General features: G+C 69.7%; 8 protein-coding genes. 5 read left to right on the forward strand and 3 right to left on the reverse strand.

Annotated elements, in window-relative coordinates; translation table 11 throughout:
* Nucleotides 1–83: 83 nt before the first annotated feature.
* The 4 genes from ACFWQC_RS06270 (at nucleotide 84) to ACFWQC_RS06285 (ending at nucleotide 3,163) form a co-directional block, all read left to right on the forward strand.
* On the forward strand, nucleotides 84–683 hold the full coding sequence (locus ACFWQC_RS06270; RefSeq protein ID WP_378674635.1) for a hypothetical protein: 600 nt from the start codon (nucleotides 84–86) through the stop codon (nucleotides 681–683).
* A 200-nt stretch (nucleotides 684–883) separates the two neighbouring features.
* On the forward strand, nucleotides 884–1,315 hold the full coding sequence (locus ACFWQC_RS06275; RefSeq protein WP_378674638.1) for an adenylyltransferase/cytidyltransferase family protein: 432 nt from the start codon (nucleotides 884–886) through the stop codon (nucleotides 1,313–1,315).
* Nucleotides 1,312–2,925 (forward strand): class I SAM-dependent methyltransferase, encoded by a 1,614-nt coding sequence (locus tag ACFWQC_RS06280; RefSeq protein WP_378674641.1) that lies wholly within the window; start codon nucleotides 1,312–1,314, stop codon nucleotides 2,923–2,925. The genes ACFWQC_RS06275 and ACFWQC_RS06280 overlap by 4 nt, the downstream gene beginning before the upstream one ends.
* Before the next feature lies 1 nt (nucleotide 2,926).
* Nucleotides 2,927–3,163 (forward strand): DUF6752 domain-containing protein, encoded by a 237-nt coding sequence (locus ACFWQC_RS06285; RefSeq protein ID WP_378674644.1) that lies wholly within the window; start codon nucleotides 2,927–2,929, stop codon nucleotides 3,161–3,163.
* Nucleotides 3,164–3,190: 27 nt separating this feature from the next.
* On the opposite strand, the gene ACFWQC_RS06290 is transcribed toward ACFWQC_RS06285, so the two are convergent.
* Entirely contained in the window at nucleotides 3,191–3,826 is a 636-nt protein-coding gene (locus ACFWQC_RS06290) for a two-component system response regulator (protein WP_378674647.1), read from the reverse strand.
* Nucleotides 3,827–3,902: 76 nt separating this feature from the next.
* On the reverse strand, nucleotides 3,903–9,221 hold the full coding sequence (locus ACFWQC_RS06295) for a HAMP domain-containing protein (protein WP_378674650.1): 5,319 nt from the start codon (nucleotides 9,219–9,221) through the stop codon (nucleotides 3,903–3,905).
* Nucleotides 9,222–9,397: 176 nt separating this feature from the next.
* On the opposite strand from ACFWQC_RS06295, the gene ACFWQC_RS06300 reads away from it, so the two are divergent.
* Entirely contained in the window at nucleotides 9,398–11,524 is a 2,127-nt protein-coding gene (locus ACFWQC_RS06300) for a SpoIIE family protein phosphatase (RefSeq protein WP_378674653.1), read from the forward strand.
* Here the strand turns inward: ACFWQC_RS06300 and ACFWQC_RS06305 are convergent.
* Nucleotides 11,521–12,363, reverse strand: a complete 843-nt coding sequence (locus tag ACFWQC_RS06305; RefSeq protein WP_378674656.1) for a helix-turn-helix transcriptional regulator — start codon at nucleotides 12,361–12,363, stop codon at nucleotides 11,521–11,523. The genes ACFWQC_RS06300 and ACFWQC_RS06305 overlap by 4 nt on opposite strands.
* Between the last annotated feature and the right edge of the window lie 32 nt (nucleotides 12,364–12,395).

Genomic DNA, 12,395 nt, shown 5'->3' on the forward strand with positions numbered 1-12,395 from the left:
GTCGTCGGCGGGACCTGAAACCCGGGTTCAGGTAGGGGAACCCCCGATGCTCTCGCCCCGCCGAGGTTCGTAGCGTCGAGAGTATGACAACTCTCGCGAGCCAGAAGGGACCGGTGGCGCCCGCGGCGCGGGCCGCAAGCCCTGCCGTCGTTGCCATCGCCGTGCTGATGGCATTGGGCTGTCTGGCGTTCGCCGGGGTGAACGTGGTCTTCGAGGCCACCGATCGTTTCGCCGAGGGCCGCTATGCCGAGTACGCCACTGGGCTCTCGGTCATGAACTGGACCGTCACGGGCCTGAAGGCGCTGGGTGCCGCGGTGGCTCTGCTGTCGGTGGCAGCACTCCCGGTCCGGTTCGTGACGCCATGGGCGATGTCGGTGCTTCTCTGGGGTGCCTTTGCGACGCTCGCGCTCGACGCGGTCGGCAGCACGGTGGAGGCCGGCGCGATCCTGCTGGGAACGAGCGGCGACCCGGCTGACCTCGGCCTACGGTCGGTCGCCTACCTCCTGGGATCGGTCGTGTCGGCCGCGGGATTCGGGGTGCTCGCCGTCTCCTACCTGCGGCGGTACGCCGTCTCCAAGGTCACCGTCCTCCTGGGCGTGCTCGGTGGCCCGGTCCTCCTCGGACTGCTGTTCCTCGGCCTTCCGGGACTGCTTGTCGTGCTCGGTGTCATGCCGCCCGCGTGACCCGCCGCTCCGCCATTGATGGCCACGCGCCGTTCATCTTCGTGTAAGGTCGCCGGGCTTCCTGTGCACACCCGCGTGTCGCGTTGGTGATTGCGGGGATGTGCAAGGTGGTATGGATACTGGCCTCACATCGAGGCCGTGGGGGAGCAGGGTGTAAAGTCGCCCAAACTAATCGACAAACACTTGGAGGAAGCGTGGGCATGGGACCGATCATCGGTTACGTACCTGGCGTGTTCGATCTCTTCCACATCGGTCACCTCAACATGCTGCGCCAAGCGCGAGAGCGCTGCGACACGTTGATCGCGGGTGTGGTCTCCGACGAGGTCTGCGAGACGACCAAGGGGATCATCCCGACCGTCCCGCTCGTCGAGAGGCTCGAGATCGTCGAGGCGATCGGGATCGTGGACGCTGTCTACGCCGAGCGCACCACCGACAAGGTCGACTCCTGGCGCGAGGTCGGGTTCACCCACCTCTTCAAGGGCGATGACTGGAAGGGCACCGAGAAGGGCGACGCGCTCGAGAAGAAGATGGCGTCGGTCGCTGTCGAGGTCGTCTACTTCCCCTACACGCTCCAGACCAGCAGCACCGCTCTGCGGAAGGCCATCGCGCGAGAGGATGCCCAGGTCTCGTGACCGGCAGTGCCCCCACTCCTGGCGGACAGTTCGAGATCTCCGACGAAGGGATCCTCGTCCGGGACTCCTCGACGCCGGTCCTGATCCTCTCCGTCGACGGCCAGTACGTCTGGTCCCTGACGCCCGAGCGCGACGGCCACCCGGTCGACGGAGGCACCATGGTGCCGTGGCCAACCGTGCTCACCCGGTTCCTGGACGGCGCTGCGACGATCACCATCGCCGACTACGAGGGCGAGGTGCTCTTCGAGGACAAGGTCGTGCTCGGCTCCGGTGAGGGCAACATCTCGATCGTCGACGGCAGCGGCAACCCGCTCAGCGTCGACAAGGTCGGCCACCTGACCCGCTCGTTCGAGGCCACCGACGAAAGCATCCGCGAAGAGATCCTCGACGGCACCCAGCGTGTCCTCGCCGACCTCCGTGACGTGGTCGGCGTCGAGGCGTACCTCAACTACGGCGCGCTCCTGGGCGCGATCCGCGAGGGCCGGATGCTCGGCCACGACTCCGACACCGACGTCTGCTACCTCTCCGAGCACACCGTCCCTGCCGAGATCATCTCCGAGTCGTACGCCATCGAGCGCACCATGCGCGAGCGCGGCTGGAGCGTCCTGCGGATGTCCGGCGGTGACATCAAGGTGCTGCACCAGGTCTCGGACGGCCGCAAGGTGCACATCGACATCTTCGTGGCGTTCTACGTGCCCGACAAGGACGGCGAGCCGGTCTTCTACCAGCTCGGCAACCGCTCCGGACGGCTGCGCCGCGAGGCGATCGTGCCGGTCTCGACGATCAACCTGCACGGCTATGACTTCCCGGCTCCCGCCGAGCCCGAGGAGATGCTGGCCTTCATCTACGGCCCGAAGTGGCGCACCCCGGACCCGTCGTTCAAGTACGCCGACCCGCCGGCCGGCGTACGTCGTCTGGACGGCTGGCTGCGCGGATTCCGCACCGACATGGGGTTCTGGACCGAGTTCCACAACACCCACGGCAAGGAGCTCGAGAGCAAGCAGTCGGCCTTCGGTGCGTGGGTCCTCAAGCAGCTGCCCGAGGACGCGAAGGTGGTCGACATCGGCGCCGGCGCGATCGGGCGTGACGGTCGCTTCTTCGCCCGCAAGGGACATCAGGTGCACTCGGTGGACTTCTCCCGTGCCGCGGTGGCCGCCGTACGCCGCAGGGCCGAGCGCCACAAGCTCCCGCTGGTCTCCGAGCAGCTCATCCTCGGCGAGCTGCGTTCGACGCTGACGCTGGGTGCGCGGCTGGCCCGCGACCCGCACCATCTCTACGCCCGAGACCTGGTCGGCTGCCTCGACGGCGCGGCCCGGAGCCAGCTCTGGACGCTGGCGAAGATGGCGCTTCGTCCCGGTGGCGGCAAGCTCTACCTCGAGTTCGCGGTCACCGGTGAGAACCTTCCCGAGCCGCAGCCCGAAGGCCTCGTACGCCGCGTAGACGCCGCCCTCGTCCAGGCCGAGATCGAGGCGGCCGGCGGTGTGGTCGAGCACCTCGGGATCAACGAAGGTCAGGACATGCTCGGCAACCCGCTGCCGGGCGTCGCGCGGCTGCGCGCCTCCTGGCCGTCTCCCAAAAATCTGACGCAGCACCGTGCAGAAGGAAACTGACATGTCCGACGAAATCGGCATCAAGAACATCGCCCGCGGCGCCCGCGACGCGGCCCGTACGCGTGCCTCGCTGGTGCGCCGCATCGAGGCGCTCGAGGCCGAGGTGCAGGAGCAGCGCCAGCTCAACCGGCGCGTCGCCGAGCTGACCGACGTGGTCGCCGAGCTGCTGATCCCGCTGCAGGACGCCGACAAGGAGAAGGCGGAGCAGGTCCTCGCCGCCTACCGGGCACGGATCTGATCCCTTCTGGTCTGACACCTTCCGGGTTCAGCCCAGCGCGTCGAGCGCCTGTCTGAGGTCGTCGAGCCGATGTCCGAGGCGGCGGCGGGCATCGCCGCCGAGGCTGATGTCACCGCCGGTGTCGAGCTCGGCCACGGCCTCCTCGACCGCCGCGAGCCGGGACCGGAGATCGGCGACCACGTCGACGTCGACCCGGCCGGGCTGGGCGGCTCGCTCGTCCAGGGACCGGCGCAGCAGGTCGGCCTGGGTGCTGAGCTTGCGGCTGGCGTGCCAGAGGTCGACGAAGACCTGCACCTTCGCCCGCAGCAGCCACGGGTCGAACGGCTTGGCGAGGAAGTCGGCGGCACCGGTCGCATATCCGCGATAGGCGAGGTGGGTGTCGAAGTCGTTCGCGGTCAGGAAGATGATCGGGACGTCCTTGGTCCGTTCGCGCGACTTGATCCGGGTGGCGGTCTCGAAGCCGTCCATCCCCGGCATCTGCGCGTCGAGCAGGATCAGTGCGAAGTCGTCGTGGAGCAGGGCGCGTAAGGCGTCCTCCCCGGATCCCGCGCGGACGAGGCGCTGGTTGAGCGAGCCGAGGATCGCCTCGAGCGCGACCAGGTTGGCGGCCCGGTCGTCGACCAACAGGATCTTCGCCGTCCCCGGCTGATGGCGATCACTCATGCCGCCGCCTCCGTAGCGAAAGGCAGAGCGTACGGAAGCGGCGGCCTGAGGCCTGCTGTCGCTCGCTGGACCTCGCTCATGACAGCCACAGCCGGAACAGCGAGAGCAGGTCGGCGACGTCGACCGGTTTGGTGATGTACTCCGAGGCGCCCGCGGCGAGGCTGTCCTCGCGGTCACCGGTCATCGCCTTCGCGGTCAGCGCGATCATCGGCAGGCTCTTGAACTGCGGGATGTCGCGGATCAGGCGCATCGCGGTCAGACCGTCCATGCCCGGCATCATGATGTCCATCAGCACCAGGTCGACGCCCGGCTCCCGCTGGAGCGCCTCGATCCCGGCCTCCCCGGACTCGGCGTAGATGACGTCGATGCCGTGCTGCTCGAGCGCGCTGGTGAGCGCGAAGACGTTGCGCACGTCGTCGTCGACGATCAGGATCCTCCGACCGACGAACTGGCCGTTCGGATCGGCCGGCTCGGGGACGTACGTTCCGGGGTGCTGCACCCCGGGGCGGCCCAGCAGCACGCTCACGTCGTCGATCGTCTCCTCGGTGGTTGCCGGCGTCTTGAGGGTCATCGCCTGGGTGTACCTGTCCAACCGGCTCTGCTGGGCCTTGGTCACCTCGCCGACCCTACTCAGCACGACGGGGATGTTCTTGGTGCGCTTGTGGGTGCGCATCCAGCGGAGCACGTCGAAGCCGCCGTCCGCCAGCGGAAGGTCCAGGACGACACAGTCCACGTCGCGGTCGGCCAGGACCGTCTGTGCCTCCTCGGGCGAGGTGCCGACGACGGTCTCGACCTCGTCGACCGAGCCGAACAGGGCCTCTACGACGGCACTCGTGCCGGGACCGGACTCGTCGCTGTCGCTGCTGAGGACCAGCAGGAGCTGGTCGGCTCCGGTGGCGGTCACATCCTCGTCCGAGGCCGGCGTCGGAGGCTGGGTGTCGATCGTCCCGGAGCTGATCCTGGGGACGTACAGGGTGAACGAGCTGCCGTGTCCGGGGTCGCTCTTGACCTGGATCTCGCCGCCGATGAGGTGGGCGACCTCGCGGCTGATCGACAGGCCGAGGCCGGTGCCGCCGAACTTGCGGCTGATCGTGCCGTCGGCCTGCTGGAACGCCTCGAAGATGACCTTCAGCTTCTCCGGCGGGATGCCGATGCCGGTGTCGACCACCGAGAACGCCAGCACCGCGTCGGCCTGCTGCAGGCTGGCTGTCGAGAAGCGCTCGCCGGAGGCGTTGCGGATCAGCAGCCGGACGCCGCCGCCGTCGGTGAACTTCACCGCGTTGGAGAGCAGGTTGCGCAGCACCTGCTGCAGACGGTGCTGGTCCGAGCGCAGCACGCGGGGTACGTCAGGGTCGACGCTGACGATGAAGTCGAGGTCCTTCTCGGCGGTCAGCGGCCGGAAGGTCGCCTCGACGTACTCGACGACCGAGGTGACCGCGACGTCGGTGACGTGGACGTCCATCTTCCCCGCCTCGACCTTGGACAGGTCGAGGATGTCGTTGATCAGCTGGAGGAGATCGGTGCCGGCACCGTGGATGGTGCGGGAGTACTCCACCTGGCGGGAGTTGAGGTTGCCGTCGACGTTGTCGGAGAGCAGCCGGGCCAGGATGAGCAGCGAGTTGAGCGGCGTACGCAGCTCGTGCGACATGTTGGCCAAGAACTCGGACTTGTAGCGGGACGAGAGGGCGAGCTGCTCGGCGCGCTCCTCCAGGCCACGCCGGGCGTCCTCGATCTCGAGGTTCTTGATCTCGATCGACTGGTTCTGGTCGGCGAGCTGGCGCGCCTTCTCCTCGAGGGCGGCGTTGGACTGCTGCAGCTCCACCTGCTGACGCTCGCCCTCGTCCTGCTTGTCCTGCAGCTCGGAGGCGAGCCGCTGAGACTCGACCAGCAGCTCCTCGGTGCGCGAGCTGGCCATGATCGCGTTGAGCGAGACTCCGATCGACTCGGCGAGCTGCTCGAGGAACTGCATGTGGACGGCGCTGAACGGCCGGAACGAGGCGAGCTCGACGACGCCGATCACCTTCTCCTCGAAGACCACCGGGAGCACCACGATCGATGTCGGGGCGGCCGACCCGTGTCCGGAGGAGATCCGCAGGAACTCGGCCGGCACGTCGCGCACGATGATCGGCTGACGGTCGTACGCCGCCTGCCCGATCAGGCCCTCGCCGACGGCGAAGACGTCAGGGACGTCGGGGCCAGGCTGGTAGCCGTAGGAGGCGATCCGGCGCAGGAACTTGGGGCCGCCGTGCTCGGAGGTCTGGTCGGTGAGGAAGATCGAGCCCTGCTGGGCGCCGACCAGGGGGGTGAGCTCGGAGACGATCAGCCGGGCGACCTCGAGGAGGTCCCGGCCGCCCTGCATGTGGCCGGTGAACCGGGCCAGGTTGGTCTTGAGCCAGTCCTGGTCCTCATTGGCCCTGGTGGTCTCCCGCAGCGAGTCGATCATCTCGTTGAGGTTGTCCTTCAGGTCGGCGACCTCACCCGCGGCCCCGACGGTGATCTGCCGGCTCAGGTCGCCCTGGGTCACGGCGGCGGAGACCTCGGCGATCGCGCGGAGCTGTGTGGTCAGCGTCGACGCGAGCTGGTTGACGTTCTCGGTGAGCCCGCGCCAGGTGCCGGAGACGTCGGCGACCTCGGCCTGGCCGCCGAGCTTGCCCTCGGTGCCGACCTCGCGGGCCACACGGGTGACCTCGTCGGCGAACGACCCGAGCTGGTCGACCATGGTGTTGATGGTCGACTTGAGCTCGAGGATCTCGCCGCGGGCGTCGACGGTGATCTTCTGGGTCAGGTCGCCACGGGCCACCGCGGTGGTGACCTGGGCGATGTTGCGGACCTGGGAGGTCAGGTTGGAGGCCATCGAGTTGACGGAATCGGTGAGGTCCTTCCAGGTGCCGGCCACGCCGCGTACGTGGGCCTGACCGCCCAGCGATCCCTCGGTGCCGACCTCGCGGGCGACACGGGTGACCTCGTCGGCGAAGGTACGCAGCGTGTCGACCATCGCGTTGAGGGTGCCGGCCAGGGCGGCGACCTCGCCGCGGGCCTCGATGGAGATCTTCTGCGAGAGGTCGCCCTGCGAGACCGCTTTGGAGACCTGGGCGATGCTGCGGACCTGGTTGGTCAGGTTGGAGGCCATCGAGTTCACCGAGACGGTCAGGTCGCGCCAGGTGCCGGCGACACCCGGCACCTGAGCCTGGCCACCGAGCGCGCCCTCGGTGCCGACCTCGCGGGCCACACGGGTGACCTCGTCGGCGAACGACCCGAGCTGGTCGACCATGGTGTTGATGGTCGACTTGAGCTCGAGGATCTCGCCGCGGGCGTCGACGGTGATCTTCTGGGTCAGGTCGCCACGGGCCACCGCGGTGGTGACCTGGGCGATGTTGCGGACCTGGGAGGTCAGGTTGGAGGCCATCGAGTTGACGGAGTCGGTGAGGTCCTTCCAGGTGCCTGAGACGTCGTGCACGTCGGCCTGGCCGCCGAGCTTGCCCTCGGTGCCTACCTCGCGGGCGACGCGGGTGACCTCGGCCGCGAAGGAGGAGAGCTGGTCGACCATGGTGTTGATGGTCGACTTGAGCTCGAGGATCTCGCCGCGGGCGTCGACGGTGATCTGCCGGCTCAGGTCGCCACGGGCCACCGCTGTCGTCACCTGGGCGATGTTTCGCACCTGGGCGGTCAGCGTGCCGGCCATGAAGTTCACCGAGTCGGTCAGGTCGCGCCAGGTGCCGGAGACGCCGGGCACCGCTGCCTGGCCGCCGAGCTGACCCTCGCCACCGACCTCGCGGGCGACGCGGGTCACCTCGTCGGCGAAGGCGGACAGCTGGTCGACCATGGTGTTGACGGTGGTCTTGAGCTCGGCGAGCTCGCCGCGTACGTCGACTGTGATCTTCTGGGACAGGTCGCCGCCGGCGACGGCGGTGGTGACCTGGGCGATGTTGCGGACCTGGTTGGTCAGGTTGGTCGCCATCGAGTTCACCGAGTCGGTGAGGTCCTTCCAGCGGCCGCCGACGCCCGGCACCTCGGCCTGGCCGCCCAGCATGCCCTCGGTGCCGACCTCGCGGGCCACACGCGTCACCTCGTCGGCGAACGCCGAGAGCTGGTCGACCATGGTGTTGACGGTGGTCTTGAGCTCGGCGAGCTCGCCGCGTACGTCGACTGTGATCTTCTGGGACAGGTCCCCGCCGGCCACCGCGGTGGTGACCTGGGCGATGTCGCGGACCTGGTTGGTCAGGTTGGACGCCATCGAGTTCACCGAGTCGGTGAGGTCCTTCCACCGGCCGGCGACGCCCGGCACCTCGGCCTGGCCGCCGAGGATGCCCTCGGTGCCGACCTCGCGGGCGACACGGGTGACCTCGTCGGCGAAGGTCTGCAGGGTGGCGGTCATCGAGTTGAGCGTCTCGGCGAGCTCGGCGACCTCACCGCGCGCGGTGACCGTGATCTGCTGCGACAGATCGCCGCGGGCGACGGCCTTGGCGACCGAGGAGATCCCACGCACCTGGGAGGTCAGGTTGGAGGCCATCGTGTTGACCGAGTCGGTCAGGTCGCGCCAGGTGCCGGAGACGCCACGGACGTCGGCCTGGCCGCCGAGGCGGCCCTCGGTGCCGACCTCGCGGGCGACACGGGTGACCTCGGCGGCGAACGAGGACAGCTGGCCGACCATCCGGTCGACGGTGTCCTTGAGCTGCGCCATCTCGCCGGAGACCTCGATGGTGACCGTGCGGGACAGGTCGCCGTTGGCGACAGCGGTGGTGACCTCGGCGATGTCGCGGACCTGGGCGGTCAGCCGCGAGGACATCGTGTTGACCGCGTCGACGAGGTCGCGCCAGGTCCCGGAGGCGTTCCGCACCCGGGCGCGGCCACCGAGCTTGCCCTCGGTGCCGACCTCGCGGGTGACCCTGGCGATCTCCTCGGTGATCGTGGCGAGCTGGGCGACCAGGCCGTTCACGCTCTTGGCGACCAGCAGCGGGTCGCCCTTGAGGGCGCGGCTGCCGTGGCGTACGTCCATCGTCTGGGTGAGGTCGCCCGCGGAGACGGCGGCTACGACCCGCGCGACATCGGCGGTGGGGCGGGCCAGGTCGGCGACCAGCTTGTTGGCGTCCTCGACGGCACCGGCCCAGGCGCCGCCGCCGATGCTCGGCCGGAGCCGTTCGTCGTGGTGGCCGTCGCGGCCGGCCTCGCGGCGCACGCGCGCGATCTCGCCGGTCAGGTGGTTCAGCCGTTCGGCGATCTCGTTGTGGATGGAGGCGAGGTCACCCAGGGGCCCGTCGACAGGCTCGAGTCGGCCGGTGAAGATGCCGTCTCGCATCGCGGTCATCGCGTCCTTGAGCTGGCGCAGCGCGACCGGATCGACCGACACCTGCTCGGGGAGCGTGGTGCCAGGCGGAGTGACCGGCGATGAGGGCATCTCGCCTCCTCTTGCGCTGAATTGCGCTTCTGCTGAAGTGTCGCACTCATCGGCTGGTCACGGCTGGCAAAAGGGTCGTTCCCCATCGATTCTGGTCATTCCTTGACCTACCTGTGGATACCTTGCCTGGATCAGTCCCTTTCCGAGCCCAAACGGGTGCAGAATCGGCGTTGGCCATGAGCACTGGAGTCAAGACGCTCTCGCGCACCTTTGAACCGGCACCCACGTCGGTCTCCGAAGCGCGCCGTTTCGCGCGGACGGTGCTGGCCGACTGGGGCCTCGAGGACCTCCTCGACGACGCCGTCCTGCTGACCAGCGAGCTGGTCACCAACGCGGTGACCCACGCCGGCACGCCCATGACCGTGGCGGTCGTACGCGAGGAGGACCGGCTCCGCATCGATGTGGTCGACCAGCACCCGACCCGAGTACTCCCGGTCGGGGCGAACGCCCGGCCCGGCGTCGGCGAGCACGGCCGCGGGCTGCTCATCACCTCGGCGCTGGCGACTGCCTGGGGGGTGGAGTACCGCCGCGACCACAAGCGGGTGTGGGCCGCGTTCGCGCTGGTGGAGACGACCCTCGACGCGGAAGCGCCCAACGGGGGAGTCCCGGAGGGCCGGGACGTACGCCGCCAGGAGAGCGTGGCCAAGACCGGGCAGGATCCGCTGGGGCTGAGTGGGCTCGCCCTCAACCAGCTCGCGCTCGGGGACATCCTCGACCTCGTCGTGGACCAGACCCGGGAGCGATTCGACGCTGACGCTGCGTACCTCTTGCTCGAGGACGAGATGGAGGACCGGTTCGTGGTGGCCGCGACCAGCGGAGCGGCGAAGCCGATCAAGGGGCGGAGCGTGGGCCGTGGCGAGGCCGGTGCGCCGAGCCTCAGGGCGTCGTTCCGTCCGCTGGCGATCGGCGACCTGCGGGCCACGCCCATCGAGCTGCTCAAGGGGCTCGGGCTGCGCTCGCTGGTGACCGCGCCGGTTGCCTTCGAGGGCCGGGTGATCGGCACCTTGACGGTCGCGAAGAAACAGCCGGGCAGCTTCGCCACCGAGGACGGCGTCGAGCTGCACCGGGTCGCTGACTGGGCGGCGCCGAGCGTCGACCGGGCATCCACGCGGGCTGCCGACAGTGAGCGCCGCGCCTGGCTGACGTTCCAGAGCGAGGCCAGCGTGATGCTGGCTTCGTCGCTGGACCTGGAGACGACGACCGCGATGACCGGGCAGATCGTGGTGCCGCGGCTGGCGACGTGGTGCGGCATCTACCTCAACGACGTCCGCGGGCATCCGCGGCTCCAGTTCGCCTGGCATGCCGACGAGTACCAGCTCGACGCGGTGCGGGACGCGTTGGAGGAGGCGGAGCCGGACGGTCCCGAGGCTCCGGCCGAGCCCGACGTCGAGGGCGAGGTTGCGATCCTTCCGCTGGAGGCACGCAACCGGATCATCGGCTGGCTCACCCTCGGTCGGCCGCCCGGTGAGCCGCTGCGTCGCGAGCGCCTGATGGTGGCGGAGGCGGTGTCCCGTAGGGCGGCCCTGGCCATCGACAACGCCCGCGCTCACACCGAGCTCCAGGAGATCGGCCGGTCCCTCCAGCGCAGCCTGCTGCCGGCGGTGCTGCCGGACATCCCGGGCGTCGACATCGGGGTGGGCTACGAGCCGACAGGGGAGTTCAACGACGCCGGCGGCGACTTCTACGACATCTTCGCGCTCGGCGCCGGGCGCTGGGGCTTCATGGTGGGCGACGTGTGCGGCGTCGGGCCGGAGGCGGCCGCGGTCGCCGGGATGTCGCGGCACACGGTGCGGGCACTGATGCGGGCCGGCATCCCGATCGCGCCGACCCTGGAGCGGCTCAACTCCGCGATCAGCGACGAGGGCCTGCGGGGCCGGTTCATCACGCTCGTGTGCGGCACGCTCGAGGTCACGGCCGCCTCCCGCTTCCGGGTCCGGCTCGTCTGTGCGGGCCACCCGCCGCCGTTCCTGGTCACCCGTGCCCGGCCCGGCGTCGCCGCCCGTCGGGTCGGCCGGTCGCAGGCGCTCCTCGGGGTGCTGGACGCGGTCGACTACATCGAGGACGAAGTGACGGTGGAGCGGGGTGACCGGCTCGTCGTCGTCACCGACGGTGTCCTCGAGCGGCGCGCCGGAGACACGATGTTCGAGGAGGCCGGGGTCGAGGCCGTGCTCGCCACGGGCATCGACACGGGAGCGCAGGTCGTCGCCGACCGGCTGCTGAGGGCGGTCGCCGACTTCTCCGCCGTGCCGCCCTCCGACGACATGGCCGTCCTCGTCCTCGATCTGGGCAATGGTGTCACCTAGGGGGCACTGAACTCCTCGTGACCGAGCACCGCGAGCAGCCGGATCTTCTCCTCCGCCTCGCTGCCGGGCACCGGCGTCAGCACCAGCAGCGCCTGGCCCTGGTCCTGGGTGGACAGCACCTGGCAGTCGACCTCGATGCGGCCGACCTGCGGATGCAGCAGCGTCTTGTGGTCCTCGTACCGGTGGGTGACCTCGTGCCGCTCCCACAGCTCGCGGAACTCCTCGGACCTGGCGAGCAGGAGGCGTACGAGCTCGCCGGCGCGTCCGCGCTCGCCGAGTGCCCCGTAGGCCATCCGCAGGCTCGCCACCAGGCCACGGCCGTGTCTTTCGTGGAAGTCCGGCGGGTAGACGCTCCGCGTCGAGTGATCGGTGAACCAGCGGTAGGCCTCGAAGCGGTCCCAGCCGGTCAGCGCCGGCCGGTCCCCGAAGATCGTGGTCGCCAGCCGGTTGGCGACCAGCGTCTCGCCGAGCGCGGACATGATCATCGCCGGAGTGTCCTCGAGCCGGTCCAGCACGCGCAGCAGCGCCGGGGCGACGTGGCCGTCATCGAACGTACGCCGCGGGGCGTTGTGTCCGGCCAGCCGGTAGAGGTGGTCGCGCTCGTCGACGGTCAGGCGCAGCGCCCGGGCGAGCGCGGAGAGCATCTGCTCGGAGGGCTGGGGGCCACGCTGCTGCTCGAGGCGTACGTAGTAGTCGGTCGACATCCCGGTCAGCGCGGCGACCTCCTCGCGGCGCAGGCCGGGCGTGCGCCGGCGCGGTCCGGTGACCAGGCCGACGTCCTGCGGGCGGAGCGCCTCGCGGCGGCGTCGGAGGAAGTCGGCGAGGGAGGCACGGTCCATGGCATCCATGATGCGGGTTGGGCTCGTACGCA

The sequence above is a fragment of the Nocardioides sp. NPDC058538 genome (genome assembly GCF_042719275.1).
GTDB lineage: Bacteria > Actinomycetota > Actinomycetes > Propionibacteriales > Nocardioidaceae > Nocardioides.